General features: G+C 57.6%; 29 protein-coding genes. 21 read left to right on the top strand and 8 right to left on the bottom strand.

What is annotated here, in order from left to right:
- Positions 1–93: 93 nt before the first annotated feature.
- The 8 genes from BLR63_RS01865 to BLR63_RS01830 form a co-directional block, all read right to left on the bottom strand.
- Positions 94–894, bottom strand: a complete 801-nt coding sequence (locus tag BLR63_RS01865) for a hypothetical protein (RefSeq protein WP_010566454.1) — start codon at positions 892–894, stop codon at positions 94–96.
- On the bottom strand, positions 891–1,163 hold the full coding sequence (locus BLR63_RS01860) for a hypothetical protein (RefSeq protein WP_010566453.1): 273 nt from the start codon (positions 1,161–1,163) through the stop codon (positions 891–893). The genes BLR63_RS01865 and BLR63_RS01860 overlap by 4 nt, the downstream gene beginning before the upstream one ends.
- The gene (locus BLR63_RS01855) at positions 1,160–1,936 is read right to left on the bottom strand and encodes a hypothetical protein (RefSeq protein WP_010566452.1); all 777 of its coding nucleotides are present in this window, start codon (positions 1,934–1,936) and stop codon (positions 1,160–1,162) included. The genes BLR63_RS01860 and BLR63_RS01855 overlap by 4 nt, the downstream gene beginning before the upstream one ends.
- A complete protein-coding gene (locus BLR63_RS01850; protein ID WP_010566451.1) occupies positions 1,923–2,891 on the bottom strand; it encodes a hypothetical protein in 969 nt (322 codons plus the stop codon). Before BLR63_RS01850 ends, BLR63_RS01855 begins: the two co-directional genes overlap by 14 nt.
- Position 2,892: 1 nt before the next feature.
- On the bottom strand, positions 2,893–3,735 hold the full coding sequence (locus tag BLR63_RS01845; RefSeq protein ID WP_010566450.1) for a ParB/RepB/Spo0J family partition protein: 843 nt from the start codon (positions 3,733–3,735) through the stop codon (positions 2,893–2,895).
- A gap of 36 nt (positions 3,736–3,771) precedes the next feature.
- Positions 3,772–4,605, bottom strand: coding sequence for a hypothetical protein (locus BLR63_RS01840; protein WP_010566449.1), 834 nt, complete (start codon positions 4,603–4,605; stop codon positions 3,772–3,774).
- A gap of 122 nt (positions 4,606–4,727) precedes the next feature.
- Positions 4,728–5,195: a YmfL family putative regulatory protein gene (locus BLR63_RS01835; protein ID WP_042947214.1), complete on the bottom strand. Its 468-nt coding sequence runs from the start codon at positions 5,193–5,195 to the stop codon at positions 4,728–4,730.
- 64 nt (positions 5,196–5,259) lie between these two features.
- Complete coding sequence (locus BLR63_RS01830; protein WP_010566447.1) at positions 5,260–5,454, bottom strand: helix-turn-helix domain-containing protein; 195 nt, start codon at positions 5,452–5,454, stop codon at positions 5,260–5,262.
- 99 nt (positions 5,455–5,553) lie between these two features.
- On the opposite strand from BLR63_RS01830, the gene BLR63_RS01825 reads away from it, so the two are divergent.
- The 21 genes from BLR63_RS01825 to BLR63_RS01730 all read left to right on the top strand — a co-directional run bounded on the left by BLR63_RS01825 (position 5,554) and on the right by BLR63_RS01730 (position 16,987).
- A complete protein-coding gene (locus BLR63_RS01825) occupies positions 5,554–6,285 on the top strand; it encodes a S24 family peptidase (protein WP_010566446.1) in 732 nt (243 codons plus the stop codon).
- 12 nt (positions 6,286–6,297) lie between these two features.
- Positions 6,298–6,741 (top strand): hypothetical protein, encoded by a 444-nt coding sequence (locus BLR63_RS31685; RefSeq protein ID WP_010566445.1) that lies wholly within the window; start codon positions 6,298–6,300, stop codon positions 6,739–6,741.
- 29 nt (positions 6,742–6,770) lie between these two features.
- Positions 6,771–7,013 carry a hypothetical protein gene (locus BLR63_RS01815; RefSeq protein WP_010566444.1) on the top strand — a complete coding sequence of 81 codons (243 nt, stop codon included), beginning with the start codon at positions 6,771–6,773 and terminating at the stop codon, positions 7,011–7,013.
- Positions 7,014–7,076: 63 nt separating this feature from the next.
- Positions 7,077–7,943 carry a BRO family protein gene (locus tag BLR63_RS01810; protein ID WP_010566443.1) on the top strand — a complete coding sequence of 289 codons (867 nt, stop codon included), beginning with the start codon at positions 7,077–7,079 and terminating at the stop codon, positions 7,941–7,943.
- 143 nt (positions 7,944–8,086) lie between these two features.
- Positions 8,087–8,305 (top strand): hypothetical protein, encoded by a 219-nt coding sequence (locus tag BLR63_RS01805; RefSeq protein ID WP_010566442.1) that lies wholly within the window; start codon positions 8,087–8,089, stop codon positions 8,303–8,305.
- A 739-nt stretch (positions 8,306–9,044) separates the two neighbouring features.
- On the top strand, positions 9,045–9,587 hold the full coding sequence (locus BLR63_RS01800) for a hypothetical protein (protein ID WP_010566441.1): 543 nt from the start codon (positions 9,045–9,047) through the stop codon (positions 9,585–9,587).
- A gap of 61 nt (positions 9,588–9,648) precedes the next feature.
- Positions 9,649–9,828 carry a hypothetical protein gene (locus BLR63_RS01795; protein WP_042947210.1) on the top strand — a complete coding sequence of 60 codons (180 nt, stop codon included), beginning with the start codon at positions 9,649–9,651 and terminating at the stop codon, positions 9,826–9,828.
- A 366-nt stretch (positions 9,829–10,194) separates the two neighbouring features.
- Positions 10,195–10,467, top strand: a complete 273-nt coding sequence (locus BLR63_RS01790; RefSeq protein ID WP_010566440.1) for a hypothetical protein — start codon at positions 10,195–10,197, stop codon at positions 10,465–10,467.
- Between the two features lie 427 nt (positions 10,468–10,894).
- Positions 10,895–11,182 (top strand): hypothetical protein, encoded by a 288-nt coding sequence (locus BLR63_RS01785; protein ID WP_010566439.1) that lies wholly within the window; start codon positions 10,895–10,897, stop codon positions 11,180–11,182.
- 28 nt (positions 11,183–11,210) lie between these two features.
- Positions 11,211–11,405, top strand: a complete 195-nt coding sequence (locus BLR63_RS01780) for a hypothetical protein (RefSeq protein WP_010566438.1) — start codon at positions 11,211–11,213, stop codon at positions 11,403–11,405.
- Between the two features lie 21 nt (positions 11,406–11,426).
- Positions 11,427–11,687, top strand: coding sequence for a hypothetical protein (locus BLR63_RS01775; RefSeq protein ID WP_010566437.1), 261 nt, complete (start codon positions 11,427–11,429; stop codon positions 11,685–11,687).
- A gap of 21 nt (positions 11,688–11,708) precedes the next feature.
- The gene (locus tag BLR63_RS01770; RefSeq protein WP_010566436.1) at positions 11,709–12,137 is read left to right on the top strand and encodes a hypothetical protein; all 429 of its coding nucleotides are present in this window, start codon (positions 11,709–11,711) and stop codon (positions 12,135–12,137) included.
- Positions 12,134–12,349, top strand: a complete 216-nt coding sequence (locus BLR63_RS01765; RefSeq protein WP_010566435.1) for a hypothetical protein — start codon at positions 12,134–12,136, stop codon at positions 12,347–12,349. Before BLR63_RS01770 ends, BLR63_RS01765 begins: the two co-directional genes overlap by 4 nt.
- Positions 12,346–12,495, top strand: a complete 150-nt coding sequence (locus BLR63_RS31435) for a hypothetical protein (protein ID WP_010566434.1) — start codon at positions 12,346–12,348, stop codon at positions 12,493–12,495. The genes BLR63_RS01765 and BLR63_RS31435 overlap by 4 nt, the downstream gene beginning before the upstream one ends.
- A complete protein-coding gene (locus tag BLR63_RS01760; RefSeq protein WP_010566433.1) occupies positions 12,492–12,785 on the top strand; it encodes a hypothetical protein in 294 nt (97 codons plus the stop codon). Before BLR63_RS31435 ends, BLR63_RS01760 begins: the two co-directional genes overlap by 4 nt.
- A 171-nt stretch (positions 12,786–12,956) precedes the next feature.
- A complete protein-coding gene (bet, locus tag BLR63_RS01755) occupies positions 12,957–13,763 on the top strand; it encodes a phage recombination protein Bet (protein WP_010566432.1) in 807 nt (268 codons plus the stop codon).
- The gene (locus BLR63_RS01750; protein WP_010566431.1) at positions 13,760–15,388 is read left to right on the top strand and encodes a YqaJ viral recombinase family protein; all 1,629 of its coding nucleotides are present in this window, start codon (positions 13,760–13,762) and stop codon (positions 15,386–15,388) included. The genes bet and BLR63_RS01750 overlap by 4 nt, the downstream gene beginning before the upstream one ends.
- Entirely contained in the window at positions 15,385–15,627 is a 243-nt protein-coding gene (locus BLR63_RS01745) for a hypothetical protein (protein ID WP_010566430.1), read from the top strand. The genes BLR63_RS01750 and BLR63_RS01745 overlap by 4 nt, the downstream gene beginning before the upstream one ends.
- The gene (locus BLR63_RS01740) at positions 15,624–16,094 is read left to right on the top strand and encodes a hypothetical protein (RefSeq protein WP_010566429.1); all 471 of its coding nucleotides are present in this window, start codon (positions 15,624–15,626) and stop codon (positions 16,092–16,094) included. Before BLR63_RS01745 ends, BLR63_RS01740 begins: the two co-directional genes overlap by 4 nt.
- Before the next feature lie 69 nt (positions 16,095–16,163).
- Positions 16,164–16,490 (top strand): hypothetical protein, encoded by a 327-nt coding sequence (locus BLR63_RS01735; protein ID WP_010566428.1) that lies wholly within the window; start codon positions 16,164–16,166, stop codon positions 16,488–16,490.
- 68 nt (positions 16,491–16,558) lie between these two features.
- Entirely contained in the window at positions 16,559–16,987 is a 429-nt protein-coding gene (locus BLR63_RS01730; protein ID WP_010566427.1) for a hypothetical protein, read from the top strand.
- The last annotated feature ends 10 nt before the right edge of the window (positions 16,988–16,997 follow it).

Here is a 16,997-nt window from a genome sequence, read left to right as displayed (position 1 = left end):
GCGCGAAGGCCGCAATGGCGATCATCACAAGAGTGACGGCCCCATAAATCACCGCTCGCCTAGCTGCTTTGGCAATTTCATTCCCGAGACCGTTCATGGCTGCTCTCCGTTGCCCATGGCGGCGTCGATGGCCTTGCACGCCAAATCGACCTTGCGATACCAGTCCTTGAGCTTGCGGTAGCCTTGATCGCTGTGTTGCCCGTGAATCTCTAGGTCTTCCAGAACTGAGTCCAATTCAGGAAGAAGCACTACCAGCGATGAATTTGCGCGAAGCTCCTCGTTCTCGGCCTTCAGCTCAGCATTCACCTGCTCGTAGGCTTCGTAGCCGGTCTTGAGGCCGGCGATTTCGGCGCGGAGTTCGTCGCGCTCTGCGAGTATCTCTTGCGCTTTTCGAACACTCTGCCAATCGCCATAAACACGCAGATTTCCATCCAGCGTCATCCCAACCTTGAAAAGCTCAGTGAGACGCTCGTTTTCGTGCTGCGCCTCCTGCATATCCTCGATGTAGGTGATGGCCGCCGACTCAATCTCACTATTTTCCGTGGCAAGACGCTCGTTCTCGGCCTTGAGCTGGGCGCGCTCCCTGGCGGCGCGGCCACCATCCTTGATGAGCTTATTGATGCTCACAGCATTGGCCTTCAGGCTTCCGCGCATGCTTGAACAGTCAGCACGCAGCCGCTCGTTCTCGGCGATCAGGCTCAGGACTGCGGCGGGGTTGGCGGCGGCCACGTAGCGCAGGCATGCATCCTTTTCTGTATCGATGCTTTGGTATTCCAGCAGCGTCCCGAGATCCACGTCGAAGACGTAGCTGGTGCCCGGTGCGTACTCAGGACCAAACCATGGGCCTTCTGGTGCAGCCTCGGCCAGCCGCTTCAGTTCGGTGTTGTCGGTCATGCCCGCTTCTCCCCTGCTTCTGCGATCACTGCCATGCGCTCCAACTTGCGAGCCTGGAGCCACGCCTCTGACGTGCGATCTTTCTCACTGCCCTTGTCGACCCACTCCCAGACCGGGCGGCCGTTGCTGACCATGTAGGCCCGGTACATCTGGCTGTACTGCTGCTGGCGGATTTGCTGGACGCCACGACCTTTCAGGAAGCGCTCGTCCCCGGCCTGCGGCTTTGGTTTGGCCTGTGCGGTGCTGTATCGAATGCTGGTTACAGTCATGCTCGTGACTCCAATTCCTGGGCCTGCTTGATCAGCAGCGCCCGGCGATCTGCCAATTCGTTGGCTGCTTCAATCCGCATTTCGAGCTTCCGTTCTTCGCTGGCCCTGCGCATTTCCAGCATCGAGTTCTTCACGATCTCGAGCTTTGCGCGCAGCACAGGCTTTGGCTGGGTGACGGTGCCGGTGAGCAATCCAGCAATGGCGCGGCCGTCCTCGGTGACCGGGGCAACGCTCAGGTCAGCCAGGTACTTCTGGCCGTGCTCGCGGGGGATTCGCTTCAGCTCCATGGCCTTGGTTACGGCTTGAATGCGACGGCTTGCGTCAAAGCCCACAGAGACGTGCCAGTTCACAGGCCTGGTATCCTCTCGGGATTGGCCGACAAACCGCTCATACGCGCTGATGAAGGCCATCCTGGCGCCAATCTTGTCCCCGGCATCGAGCACAGGCTTTGCGGCGGCCAGGGCCAGCTGGATTTCATCGGTCAGGACAACGGTTTCGTATTCGTCGTTGGTGGTCATGGCGATAGCCCAAGCTTCGTCCTTGCCAGGGCGGCCATCCTCGGCTTGGATGCGCTGCATGATCGCGCCGAGGGTGAACTTCCCTGTCAGCTCTCGACGGCAAGATTGCAGCGCCTTGCGGATGTCTTGCGGCGGGAATACGGATAAGTCTTCGGCCATCAGCTTGGCAGCGGTCGCGCTGATGGTCTGACCCAACGTCTCGGCCGTTGCGCAAATGCCAGCGGCCAGTTCAGCAAGGTTTTCAGAGGAAAGCATTGCGTTTCTCCCCGTCGAGAATGAGCCGGGCGGCTTCCTGCGCGGCGTTCATGTTGGCTTGGGTGTCTTCAATCTGGCGGGCGGTGCGGGAATTCATCTGCCGGCCGGTGAGCCACATGGTGTGGTACGCATCTGCCTTGCCGATCAGGTTTTTCAGGCTGTGGCAGTCGTTGACGATTCGGGCGTCATTGACCGTGAGGTAGTACGCAGCAACGCTGTGGGCAACGTCGATACCGAGGCTGTCCACCAGCTTGCCAAGCATCCCTCCGGCCGCTGCGTTCCACACCGGCCAGCACTGGTAGCGCTTGCGGTAGGCCATTGCGTAGTTCGCCCAAGCCTTGAACGTTTTGCAGGCCTGGTCTTTCGGCCCCGGCATGTCGGCTGGGATTTCAACGCGGGGCGCTTCGGGTTTATCAACTACCAGCACCAGCACGCCGGGTTGGGTCGGCTTGTCCGAGCCTTCCGGCAAGTTGTGACTGGTACCCTGATTGGTATCCTGATTACTGGTATCTTGATTTGTCGGAGATTTATCCGACCCTTGCTCGGATTTTTTTCCGACCTTGCTCGGAGATTTATCCGAGGTAGATCGGATATTTTTCCGACCCTTTGAGGCTGGAGGGGTCGGATATTTTTCCGACCCATCTTCCTTCTTGTTCCACTCGGCTGCCTTTTTGGTGAGGCGGAAAAGCGTGATATTCGCTGTGCTGGACAGGTCAATTAAACCGGCTTCCTCAAGCGCTTTCAGCATGCGGTATGCGGTGTCCGGTTTGTCGGTCAACAGAGGCAACTCTTCTACGATCTTCGCTTTGCTGAGCGCAAAGAAGATACCGTTCTCGGTCTTTACTGGAGTCGTCCAGCTTGGGCATGAGTAGACGAAAGCGAACAAGAGCGCTTGCTGGGAGTTCAGGCCCCACTCAAGCGACTTAACCTGGTTAATAGATAGCGTGAACTGCATGTCAGGCCTCCACCGCGCTAGCGATATCTGAGAGACCTTGCAGCACAGGAAGAATGGCGGAAAGCCTCGCCTGAATGGTCGAGTCTGCCTCGATCAGGTCTGATAGAAACTGACCAGCAAAGCTAGGCACGCCAACCTCGCTGCGCTCGACGTAGCGGCCTATCAGCTCAACCTGGGTAATTACGCTGAGGATCAGGTCAGATGCGCGAGCCTGCTCTTTAGGCGGCGCCTTGGCAGCCTTGGAGGCCTGCTGAATCGACTTCTTGTCTCCGACAGCAACAGATGCCTGCTGATCCTTTGGCAGCACCAGCAGAGCCACGGCGCCAGATACCGAAGCGCGCCCCTCATCCATTGCCTGAACAAGCTCAGGGGCGGCCTCGTTAGCGACACGCTTGGCCTGCTCGTAGGTTTTTCCGTTGCCAAAACCGGCTGCTTTGGCTGCAATATCACGAGTGTCACCTTTAGGGTCCGGAAAATTTTCCGGACCCTCTGAGTGCTGGTTTGCTCCAAGGCGGCTACCCAGCTCTCGCTCAATAGCCTCTCCGATAGCAACGCGCTCGGACGGGGTGAAGTCCTTGCGGAACTCATTTTCGGCCATCTCGCCTTGCAAGATTGAATCGAGGTGAACGGTGCGGACTGGAATCTTTTCCCAGCCGAGGGATAGGCAGGCACGCAGGCGGCGCTCACCAAAAACGAGGCGATACCCGGAGTCGATGCCGATTGGCTGCAAGAGCCCAATCTCTGAAATGCTTGCGGCCAGGCTTTCAATGTCGCCGAAGTCCTTGCGGAATCGATTCGCGACCTTGATCAGGGATGCCTGGCACTGAATGATTTGATCGGCCATTTTTTGACAGGGGACGGTTTCCCGCCCCCATCCTATTTAGATGAAGGTCGGGAAGGTGTCGTCGACTCGCATAACGTTGGTCGCGTGCTTGATAGGCTTGCCACGCAGCTCTGCGTTCCAAGTACGAATCAGGGCGCCAATGACTTGGCTGCGGTGGATCGGGCGACGGTCAACAGATGCGGCAAAGCAGCGATTCCGCAGATACAGCAGGTTGTCGTTGACGCCCTCAACGGCCCCCACCATGAATCGCTCAAGGAATCGCTCAGCCAAGGGCTGGTTGCGCTGGCTTGCGAAGAAATAGAACATCGCCGCAATGGAGCGCGGGACGGGAGATTGTCGAGGAAGGGTTTGGCCGTATTCGGCGGCGGCGATCAGCAGCGGGTTGCGCTTAACGAATTCAAGAACGTCGGTCTTCTCGGCTTTGCCGGGAAAGCCAAATTGCTCCTTCTCGTAATCAATCACCCAGGTGGTGGCGGTCGCCAGCATCTTGCAGGTCTCAACGGGGAGACCCAGCTGAACAAACAACACATCCGACTTCTGGCGACCCTTCCCGCTATCGAGTACGTCAAAAATGCTTTCGTCAAAGCCTCGCATCACTACGCAAGTGACCGTGATACCAGATTGAAGAATGGCATGCAGGCGGTGCTGACCATCCAGCAGGCTGCCACTCTTTGAGAAACGGATCGGGTCGCCGGTCATCTTCCAGCCGCCATTACGGATCGCTTTTTCGAGCTTCGCCACATGAGCCATGCTGGCCGCGCGATTTCCAGTGTTACGCTCAAGCCACGCACGAGCGATCTCAGGTGTCACCTGCTCGACGGTAATTGCCGGGGCGTTTACGTTGATGGCGTTTTGGGTTAAATTGCTCATGTAGATTTTCCTTTAGTTACGCAATTAGCCAGGCCACGAACCTGGCTTTTTTGCGCCCGCGATTTGCGGTTGGGGTTTTGCGCCACGTTTTGCAAAGCGTTAAAACGTGGCGCGGCATGGGTTCAAGCTCTTGCCTTGTGCAACTCAATTACCGCCGCTACAGCCTCAAGGCTCGCCGACATGTACTTGGCGTGCAGGGCGCGGATCTTCTTTGCTTCGTTCGAATCGATTTCGCCGTCTTCCAGGGCGGAAGCCACCATCTGGTCAAGTGCGCCACGCTGTGCGGATGCAGCCAGCGAGCGCTGATACAGATCGACGTTGTCCAACTCCCCTGCTTCCGGGATCTTCACGAACACGCCGCCATACATCGCGCAGATGTAGTCCGGCAGGTGCTCGGTCTTCGTTTCGCTTTCCAGCACGAAGATCTCGGCATCGCTCAGCGGCTTGCACCCGGCGGTTTCATAGATCTGGTTCTCCAGGCGCTTGTCCTTGATGCCAAGGCGAGCAGCTGCGCAATCCATCCCTCCAGGGAAAGCGTTGGACACGGCCGCCATTACTTGGCGGCGGGTCTCTAGTACGGGCGTTTTCATGTCCTAGTTTTTCCTTGGGTCGGTTGCGATCAGAATTGCTTCAATGGAGTGGCGGACAGGGATGTCAGGCGGCGGTTTTCTTGGCGCCTTGGGCGTCCAGTTCCTTGAAAACGTCTGGCCTGGCGATGCGGAGAAACATCATCCGAGCCCTTGGGATGCCGTATTTCCTCCAATCACTTACTGATGGGGGGCGCACTTCACACAGCTCAGCGACACGGAAAGTGCCACCGAGAGCATCAATAATTTCATTTGGGTTCATGCCTGATTTCTCCGGCTATTCGCATAGGTACGGATATTAGGCATACCTTTTATTTAGGTCAATAGGAATACCTTAGATGCCTGGTGTTAGGCTCCCCTAATGAGGACACTTCAAGAACGGTTAAAACTGGCGATGGCCGGCCCGCCAAAAGTTACGCAGGCCGCCCTGGCTCGCGCTTGCGGCATTCGCGCGCCGTCTGTAAACGACTGGATTTCAGGGAAAACCAAGACGATTGAGGGGCAGAATCTTTTGATCGCCGCCGACTATCTGAAGGTGATGCCGATGTGGCTGGCTACTGGAAAGGGGCCGATGCGTAAGGGGTCGGATGGTGGAGCGCAGCCTGCAAGCAAGGAGAGCAATGTCGTGCCGATTGAGTCTCGCCGAAAATCGCAAGATTCCAGCTTCATTACGATCCCTCAGTTGGACGTAGCCGGGTCAATGGGGCCGGGAAGAGTGCCGCCCGATCACATCGAAGTGATCAGGGATATTACCGTTCATCTCGACTGGCTGAAGACGCAGGGCTTGTCGTATTCCAAGCTAGAGAACCTGGCCATCATTGATGGCGACGGTGACAGCATGGAGGGCACGTTCCGTAACGGCGACGCCCTGCTGGTGGATCGCGGTATCACCGAGATCCGAACCGATGCGATCTATGTCTTCACGCTGGAGGGCGAGCTTTTCATTAAGCGGCTTCAGCGCCTGACCGGCGGTTCCCTGCGCATGATTTCAGATAACCCGGTGTACCCGGCAATCATGATTGAGGGCGATATGCTCGCCAAAGTGCATATCCAGGCTCGCGTGCTGCTTGTCTGGAATGCCCGGAAGCTTTAGGCGATTACCAAAATGCCACGGATTACGTACAAGAGCGAAGCGCCGCAGTGGGATGATGCAGAACTGATCCAGCACTTCAAATTCTGCGCAACTATGCAGCTAAGGACGCCACTTAGGATATTGCAGCACCATAACGATACTCACTGGGATCGCACGCAATCCCCGCCGAAGATTATCGAAAAGTCGTGGCAGGGCATTTGGGTGCCGTGCACGAGGCTATCCGGCCTTTTCGAATACGAGGCGACGATGGCCTCCGAAATTGGCCAGATCCCAGTAAGTGGCGGCGACTTCTTACGCTTTCTACTGACTATTCGTGAGGCGGTTGAATCCCGTGATACAGGAAAGCACGCGGCGGCTCTCTCTGTTGCCAGCAGCAAGATATGGGAGTCAATTGTTGAAAAACTTGGCGGTGCCCAAAACGTGGCCATGCGACTTTGCAAAGCTAAAGCCGGGTAACAATTGCACAGAATTCTGCCGGAGGCCTCGTGTCCCTTACCAAGCCAAACCAAGACCTTAAGCGCGACCTCCAAGGCATCGCCTCAGACCTCAAGTGGTCGGCCGTAGAGCTGATGAGGATTGCGGAGCGGCTGAGCCTTGCAGGGAACGAGGCAGACGCCCAGGCCGTGTTTAGGATGCTCACCGTATTTCATGATGGCGAGGATCGGCTGGCCGGTTATGCGGATGAGGTGAAGGCCGGAAGGATTGTGCGAACAGGGGCGAATACATAAGGGACTTGCCCAGCTCCACTATTTTCAAAAAAAACGACAAACGCAAAGCATGGAGCGCAATCTGTGAGTAAAATTGAGAGTTACCAACTCGACCTGGCCATACCGATGAACGAAGAAGACGTTTTCCACTTTGATGACTCGCGCCCTCACTTTGACGGCCTGTGTCGGAAAAACGGCATCACGTATTGGTTTGCCCGCGACTTCATGAAAATGATCGGGTATCAGACATTTCAAAGCTTTCAAAAGGCTGTTCAAAAGGCTATTGCATCCTGCACTACGCTCGGCATCGACATCATGGAAAACTTTCAGCAAGTGGACCGTGAGATTGATGGAAAAATCGAGAAGGACTACAAGCTTTCACGGTTTGCCTGCTATTTGACAGCCATGAATGGCGATAGCAAAAAGCCCGAGGTCGCTAGAGCTCAAGCGTATTTTGCTGCGGTCGCTGAGACTTTCAAGCGTTACATCGACCAAGCTGAGGACGTTGAGCGCGTTCTCATCCGTGACGAAATCTCTCTACATGAAAAATCCCTGAGCGGCGTAGCGAAACAGGCTGGCGTTACCGAATACCATTTTTTCCAAAATGCCGGCTATCGCGGGCTCTATAACATGAATATGTCTGACCTCAAGAACCGTAAAGGTCTTATAGGCAAGGACTCGAGCCGGTCCCTGCTTGATTTCATGGGCAAGCAGGAGCTCGCAGCAAACCTTTTCCGTGTGACGCAGACAGAAGCGAAAATGGAAAACGAAGGGATCCGTGGGCAGAAAGCGGCTGAGCGCGCTGCCGAGGCAGTTGGAAGAAAGGTCCGCGAAACTATGATCGAAATCAGCGGAGATACCCCGGAGAGCCTGCCTTTAGCGCGCGACCTAAAACAGGTCAAGGGCGACCTTAAGGCATCTAGCAAAGAGTTTAAGCGACTCGATAAGTAAGCAGCCCGCTAACTTTGCAAAGCCCGGCCCAGCGCCGGGCTTCTTGTTTCTAGTAAGCGTACTCTCACGGCCTATCGATCAGCGGCCATGCCGTCCCGTGCGGCTATGGCCTAAAATCAGGTTGAGCTATGGAGGGACCGCCTATGGATATGCCGAAAAACGCTGAAGATATCCGAGCGCTGCTACTCAGCCAGCACCCAGAGTTGAAAGATGACCTTGCGAAGATTTCAGACCTTGATCTGCTGCAGTGCTTGATCTGCGCCTACGAATGCGCGACCGACATCAAGCAAGCCGACCTGGCGGAGATCGAGAGGCGTCTGGACGATGTCGCAAGGGCGCTGTTCTCTCCCGTGCCGCACTGACCTCCCCAAGCCCGCCTGTATCTGCCCTCTCCCATCTGAATCCGTAGCCCGCCACTAAGCGGGCTTTTTCATGCCTAACAAAAAATAATTAGGCATACCTATTGACTACAAAAGAAGGAATGCCTAATGCTCACTCCATCGAGTCACCCAACAGGGACTCGCCAGGGCCTCAGGGCCTGACCCGCTCTTTAAAAGTCTGACGTGACCCAACGACGTACCGGCAACCCCGGTGGTGAGAAAGCTAAACCGTCGTCCATGCAGCCTCTGGTAGCTGCCGTACTCCCACATGTGAGTACGCGAAACCACGCACACAAACTGGCAATGCATCGAACACGAAATGTGCGGCGCCGGTGAGAGACGACTCGGACCGATGCGTGGTGGAGATGAAACACCGAATTCAAGAATTAGCGGGCCCGATAGCTTCGGCTGGGACCGCCGGACCTCATGCACCCTGCCCCACTCAGCCAGGGCATTCAGAGCTGTAGCGTGCATGTTGTAAGGACCTGTGATCCACGGCGAACAGATGCTGTTTGACGCCGTGAGTAGGAAGCTCGAAGCCCGCCCCCATGACGAACCGCAGACCTGCAATCAGCAGCGGGATACGCGGCGCCGCCCTAGCGCAGAGGGAACCACCGCTGACGCAACAAACCCAGGCTGTCGCCAGTAGCGGGCCTGGGCTCCACAGATTTACTGATGCCGCTTCTATGAGGCGGCATTGGAAATCAACGGGAGTCACAAAATGCTCAACATCAACGAAGACGATCTGAAAACCGCAATCGTAGCCAAAGTATCTGATGAGCTGCTGCGCGATGGAGATGACCTTTCCGGCATGGTCGCTGCGGAACTTAAGAAGCGCATCGACAAAATCTTCAACGAGCGAGTAACAGCGCAAATTGAGGCAGCTATCAACGAAACCATCAACGGTTCGTTTGAGCGCGAATATCGCCGGGTAAACACCTGGGGCGAGCCAGAAGGTCCGGCCACGACCATTCGCAAAGAGCTGGAAAAGACCGTGAACGCTTACTGGTCAGCCAAGGTTGAGCCGCGCACAGGGAAAGTCGCAACGAGCGACTACAACACAGTCACCCGAGCCGAATACATCATGACTCAGGTCTGCGCCGAAGACTTCACGAAGGAAATGACCCAGAGCGTGCGCAACGTATCGGGCGCCCTGAAAGACGGTCTTCGCATCCAATTGGCCAAACAGATGGACACCATGCTGGACGGCCTCTTTCACATCAAAAGCCTGCAAGACCAAGGCAAGGTTGAAAAGCCGTACTGACCTTCACTGATGCCCATCCAGAGCGGTGGGCATTGGGAAAACAACCGAACGGAGAAACACCATGACTCGCGCTGAATTTGAAGACAAAGAAGGCATCGCCATCGCGGCAATGCTCGGCCTGATTGCCAATCAGACACCTCTTTCCCCTGATGAGGTCGCTGTGACCGCATTTGACTATGCAGAGGCGCTAGTGGCTGAGCGCAAAAAGCGCCTCGGTGAAAAGCCTCCATACGACTGCTGAACAACCAGCGCCACGACAGCCTGTCGTTAACTGCCCGATCCTCTCTATGAGAGCGCATCGGAAGTCACACGGTACCGCGAAAGCGCCAGCCGGCATCCGGGAGAAAGGGTTTGATTCAGCTTCCAGAGTGATCATCCGCGCGAGTAAGGCATTGACCCCGGCTATGTGTGACTTCCGATGCGGATGACCACTACACACCGCGCAAAGCGGCCCCCCGCATCACACCTATGACGACCTACCCCGGCCTGACGCCAGTAGCGTGACCGGGTACAGATGGCTACCTGCTGATTCAGGTAGCCATCTGGTTTCACAAATGCCTCTAGACCCCCTGGAGGTATTTGGAAGCCCACTGACGGAGACAGCAGCATGCAAATCAATCAGCAAAAAACGGTGCAGGTCGATGTGACTGAGCTGCACCTCTACATCAAGGTCCGCGACGGTTTCGCTGCTGGCCTGAAAGACGCCCAGGGCGAGGAAGTCGGCAGCTATGAAGGCTACGTGCCGGACTTCTTTCCCGGCCAGCACTACGGCGACTACCTGATCCTGAACATCGACCTGGAAACAGGCCAGATCAAAAACTGGCAGAAGCCGGTCGCCGCCGACATCGAAAAGATGATCGAAGCAGGCGACGACGACTGATCAACCCTCTCCTTGCACGTCAGCCAGACGAAAATTGGCCCGATCCTTTCCTTGGGGAGACTCGTATAGGGAGAGGGCATCGGAGAGTGATCGAAGCGTGCCCAAGCGGGCTGCAGCGCTAGGATCGCAAAGCCCCGTAAATGTCCTGAGCCGGTATGAGCGAGACGGCCAATACTAAAAACGCGGCGGGAAACAAGCGGGAGTAGCGCCCCGGTGTTTCGATCACTCTCCAATGCAGAAATGACCACCACCATACGAAGGCTCTATCTCGGGCCTTTCAGTCAAAAATAACCCGGAATAGGGGTATTTGGGCACCACCATCAATCCCGCCTCTACCCGTCAGCACTCCTCCCCCGCGCCCATCGGCAACCAGCGGGAGGCATAAGTGTTGAACGAATACAGGTGAACCACCACTGAGGTATCAGCGATGTGCGATTGCAGACAGAACACAGAGCGCCGCTTGCTTGAGGCGCTGCCAGCTCAACTACCGGAAGGCCACAAAAACCTGAGTGCGCGCCTGACTGGCTACGCAATCATGCTCGGCGATGGGGTGATGGTGTCCCGCCAGGTGATGCCGATCGACATCACGTATCAGCTCCCGACCAAGGCTGGCGTCATGAAGGACAAGAAGCAGTCCATGAGCATGCAGGCCAACTACTGCATGTTCTGCGGCGAGAAGTACGACAAGGACGAGCCGGAAGCATCGCTCGCCTAACCGGGTGAACCAACGAATGGAGTGAGTCATGAGCAAGCCAATAAATGAGCTAGCGTTTCCAGTGGTAAGCGTCGCCGATCACGAGTTTACCGGCATGACCCTGCGCGACTACTTCGCCGCAAAGGCAATGCGAGAAATCGACTGGAAGGTGAAACCGCTAAATGAGAGCGCGGATGATTGCTACGCAGTAGCTGACGCCATGCTCGCCGCCCGTTCCGCCTAACCCCAAACACTGGAGGTCGCCATGGCCCGCACTTACGAATATTTGACGGTCAAGGATGGCGAGGACATTGCCGTCAACCTGACCGTTGTCTCTTTCTCGGCCTCGAAAGGCAACTTCAGCTCGCAGGCCGCTGATCCCGATGAGTATCACGGGTACTGCGAAATCGAGTGGGAATCGAAAGACGACACCAGCTTCATGACTGAATCCGAGATCGCCTCGATGGAGGAATGGCTTGTGAGTGAGCATTCCGAGTACCTGGCCGACCAAGACTACTTCGATTAATCCCGCCATTTGGAGGCGACTATGAACGCAGCATTGAAGATATGCCAGGAGCGTTACGACGCTCAGTTGCCGCCTCCAGTGAGCGAGTCGGCTGTGGAGATTGCCCGCAAGGAGTGGCTTTACAACGCCACCGAGCAGCTGGTGCGCTTCGGTCAGGATGTGAAGTTCCAGCGGCGCCTGCGCAGGCCTCAGACCGTCACGGTCGCTCAACTGGCACTGGCGACTGATGAGCTGGTGAACGCCCGGCAGGCGAGCTGTGAGGTCGGCACACCGGCTCTCGGCTGGCTGCTGATCGCCAACAACTCAGGGCGCGCCGATAAAGTGTCGACCGCCGAGTTGCTTGGCCACAGCGACCACCCATTCGGCAAGCTTGGCGAAATTGCAGAGGCCCTACTTCGGCCCCTCGCTGACGATGCACTGGCCGCCCAGGCCGAGGACGACGAACTATGAACACCCCAACCGCCCTCGCCCGCCTGGGCCTGGAAATCGCCAAGATGAAGAAGTCGTGCACCCCGGTCCCTGACCGCACCTTCGTCATGGGCATGATCGAAATGGCCGAGTTCGCCGATCTGGTCGACTCCCCTACTGCCAACCGTTACCGCGATGCGCTGGACGCCAAGTTTGTCGAGCGCAACGAGCAGCTCAAGAGGGCCGCCGCATGAACAGCATGACCCTGGCTTTCACCCATAAGTCATGGCTCGGCGCTCTGTCGCTGGCCTACGACGCCGGTATCGAAAACGTCCACGCCTGGAGTCGCCGGGCCTGCCTGTGTGGTGAGTGGACCGTGGCTTATGAGGTGAAGGCATGAGCATCAGCGAAGACTCAGTGCCGCCATTCAAGGCCTGGCGCCTAACCCCAAAACGGCAAGCTTCACCTGTGCAAATCGTTAGTACAGAGCGGTGGGGGAACAGAACAGTGTTCGTCACCAGCCGGCGAGGAACGCTTTACGCGGGTGACCTCTGGAGCGACGAAAAGCAGCTTCTACTTCATGTTCAGGAATGGCTTGAGATTCGAAAGTCCACGCTGAAAGCGGAGTTGGCAAGTGTTGAGCTGCGCGAACTCAAGACAAGTCAGCGCCTTCGCGAGCTAACACTGTGACCACCCACCAGCGGCACCGGCGGAGCGCCATCCGCTGGACCTCGGCCATCGTTGGCCTGACCTTCCTCACCATCGTTCTACTGGGCCCAGCAATCGGCGGCCTGATCACTCAATAACCCACACCTTCAATCGCTGCGAGCATCGCGGCAAGGAATCCCTATGTCCGCAGTAATGAAGCAGGACGACAACACGCCTGCGATATCGGAGGCCGCGCTCGTCGAAGTGCTGAGCAGCAGCCTTTACCCCGGCGCAGAAAAGAACTCGGTTGTGATGGTCTTGGCCTACTGCCAGGCAGCGCACCTAGACCCGATGTTGAAGCCGGTACACATCGTTCCGATCTGGAATTCCAAGACGAAAAAGATGCAGGACACGGTGATGCCAGGCATCGGCCTGTACCGCATTCAGGCCGCGCGCACCGGTCAATACGCCGGGATCAGCGAACCAGAATATGGCCCTCCAGTGACTGCGAAGTTGAGCGGTGTAGAAGTCACGTATCCCGAATGGTGCCGCGTGACGGTCAAGCGGCAGATGAGCAACGGCCTGGTGGCCGAATACACAGCCAACGAGCGCTGGATCGAAAACTACGCAACAGCCAGTAAAGAAACCGCGGCGCCCAACGCCATGTGGAAGCGCCGAGCATTTGCCCAGCTCGCCAAGTGCGCCGAGGCACAGGCCCTGCGCAAAGCATTCCCTGAAGTTGGATCAGCGCCAACGGCCGACGAGATGGAAGGCAAGGCCTTCGAGGAGCCGGCACGCGATGTAAGCCCTCGGCAGCACGCCCAGCCTGAACCGGAAGCGCTGCCCGCCTACTCCGACGACCTGCTGACCGAGAACATCGTGAAGTGGCAGCCACTAATCGACTCGAACCGCACCAGCCCTGAACACCTCATTGCGACCATCAGCAGCAAGTACACGCTGAGCCTGGCGCAGATTGAAAAAATCACCAACCTCAAAGCCCTCGATGGAGACGCAGCATGAAAATTCACAACGTAGCTCAAGGCTCCGCCGAGTGGCTCGCCCTTCGCGCCCAGTACCGCACCGCTTCCGAAGCTCCGGCGATGATGGGCGCCTCGAAATATCAATCCCGCACCGACCTGCTGATCGCCAAGAAGACCGGCATTACACCGGACGTCACGCCCTCTCAGCAGTTTATCTTCGACAAGGGCCACGCTACTGAAGCCCTGGCGCGCCCGCTGACTGAGGCCTTGATCGGCGAAGAGCTTTATCCAATCGTTGTTACCGAGGGCAACCTGCTCGCCTCAATGGACGGCGCCACGATGCTCGGCGAGACCCTATTCGAGCACAAGCTGTGGAATGAGTCGGTCGTGGCCCAGGTGAAAGCCGGCGACCTGGCTCCGCACTACTACTGGCAGCTTGAGCAGCAACTCCTGGTCAGCGGCGCTGAGCGGGTCATCTTCGTTTGCTCGGACGGCACGCCGGAGAACTTCGTGCACATGGAGTACCGGCCCGTCGTCGGGCGCGCGGCCCAGTTGATCGAAGGCTGGAAACAGTTCGAGGTGGACCTGGCCAACTTCGAGATGGCCGACGCGCCTTCAATCGTCGTCGGCAAGGCACCTGATGAGCTGCCAGCGCTGCGTATCGAGCTGACCGGCATGGTCACCGCCAGCAACCTAAAAGTGTTTGAAGATTCGGCCCTGGCTGTGATCGACTCGGTGAAAACTACACTCTCCACCGACCAGGACTTCGCCGACGCCAAGAAGGCGGTCAAATGGTGTGGCGATGTTGAAGAGGCTGTCGCAGCCGCCAAGAAACAGGCTCTGTCGCAGACCCAAAGCATCGACGAACTGTTTTCCTCGCTGGATCGCATCAGCGCCCATGCCCGCGAGACTCGCCTGAAGGTCGACAAGCTGGTGAAGGCTCAAGAGCTGTTGGTGAAGACCAACATCAAGCAAAAAGCCGAACTGGCACTGGCTGACCACATCGCCGCAATCAACAAGACACTGGGCAAAGTCACGCTGCCTCATGTCGTTTCGGACTTCGCCGGCGCCATGAAGAACAAACGCACCATCGCCAGCCTTCAGGATGCAGTTGATACCGAGCTTGCCCGGGCGAAGATCGACGCAAGTCAGGCAGCCGACAGTATTCGCTTGAACCTCACCAGTCTGGCGGAGCTCGCCGTTGATCACGCCTTCCTGTTCAGCGATGTGCAGCAGCTGATGACCAAGGCCAATGATGACCTGGTGACGCTGATCAAACTTCGTATTTCGGAACACCATAAGGCGGAACAGGAAAAGGCTGACGCGAAGCGAATCGCTGAAGAACAAGAGGCCCAGCGCTTGGCAGCCATCAAGCCAGAGCCGGTCGTGGAGAAGGTGGCGGCGCCTGAGCCGGTCCGCGCCGTGCCAGTCCAGACAGCGGCACCCGCCGCACAAGCGACAAAGCCAGTAACGAGCCACACGGTCGAGCAGGTAGCGCTGCAGGCCAACGTGACGGACTTCGAGGCACTGATAAAAGCGGTGGCATATGGTCAGGCGCCGATCACGCTGCTTCTGGTGAACCGGGAAGCGCTCGACGCGATGGTCGCAGCGCAGGGTGCAAACTTCAGCATGGCCGGGGTGACGCTCGGCAAGGCGGCAGCATGATTAGCAACCTCAGATCAGACATCGAGTTCCGGCGCGACAAAGCGCTGGAGCTTTCCAGTCAGGTTTATCGGCACTTAGCCGCCGGCGGGAAGATCACAATCGGCGAGAGCCCGGCGATCAATCCAGAGCCGGCCAAGCGTTCGGAAGTGATCGACCCTGCGACCATTCTCAAGCGCCGCAAGCCACCCATCACCCGGGCCGAGCGTGAGGCGCTGCGCAAACTTGCGGAGGCATTATGAGCAAACGCAAGCCGCATAACCTGCAGGCGCGCATCGCGCGATCGTGCCGCTCGCTACTGGCATCCAACCACGTCGCCGTGGTCAACATCGATCCCAGCGGTCGCCAGGGCATGATCAATTACAAGTCGCTGAAGAACATTGCTCCAGGGAAGATTGGCCAGGCTGTCTGCGGCATTCCCCACCGGTGGACGATCTACATGAGCGCAATGTGCATTGACGCCCGCGGCGATCGCTACAGCAAGTCGGTGGAACTGGCGCCGGATGGGATCTACCTGTCCGACCACCTGGAAGATGTGATCGAGCACTGCTACATGAAGCTGCGCGCCGAGGCCAACCAAAGCCAGATGGTGGCTTCAGGCTGGATCGCGATTCCCGAAGCGATGTCGCTGGACGAGGCGCACGCCGCGCGGATCTTCGAAGCCGTCGGCGCCTGGCGCCAGGTCAAGGTCGATTCATGCGCCGCATAGCCCGCACCCAGCAACGCAAACGTCAAACCTGGCTCGCACTGCCGGCCAGCGGAATAGAAGAGGTAGGCCATGGCAAAGACTGCGCAGGAACGCTCGGCCAAAACTGCCAGGAAGCGCGTAGCGAATGCCGAAGAGGAACTGAGGCTAAGGGTTCGACCAGGCACCCGCCAGGCCCTGGCCGACCTGATGGAGTGGTCAGGCATTACTGAGCAGGGCGAGGCGATGACGCTGATGATTCATCACCTGCACGCGTTGGGCGCCGCCCGGTGCCAACCGCTACTTACTCCACCGCGCCACGAAATCGAGATATCGCAAAACGTGGCGCGGGAATTCCGCAATAAAAGCCTTCTCGCCATCCAGAAAGACCCGGGCGACGAGATCATCGAGCCCGCTTGATCCGGCTCCATGCCGGTCACCCGTAATACCCCAAATCAACGAATCACGCCAGCCGGCGAGGACTCCCCATGCCTACCCATCAAGACGAAACCCTTCCGCAGCGATACGCCAGAGAGCATCAGGACTACCTGAAGCTCTGCGGCAGCATGACTGCCGAGCAAGTAGCTGATCTTCAGTTGCAGCTGAACAACTCGATGGCCAGAGAGCAGGCCCTGCAAGTCCTGCTGACCGCAGCGGATGAGCGGGCGGATGTGCTGGAGGTATTGGTGGGCGAGGTGCTGGATGCTGTAGGGCGTGAGCCGTTGGACTTGGACGCCGTACTGAGGTTGCGTGCCCGTATGCGCGCCGCACTCAAGTCAGTAGAGGGCGGTGGCGATGACACCACCCTTGAAGAAGATCGCGAGGACTTTAAAAAGGTATTCATTCGAACCAATACCAAACAGGGCCAGAGCATCAGCTTGGCTGACATGATCGCCCGTTACGAGAAGAAGCCATGAAAGCCCAACT

Origin of the sequence: Pseudomonas extremaustralis, from assembly GCF_900102035.1 — a bacterium.
Classification (GTDB): Bacteria; Pseudomonadota; Gammaproteobacteria; order Pseudomonadales; family Pseudomonadaceae; genus Aquipseudomonas; species Aquipseudomonas extremaustralis.
Note: the sequence above shows the minus strand (reverse complement) of the source record. Positions and strands in the feature narration are given on the sequence as shown.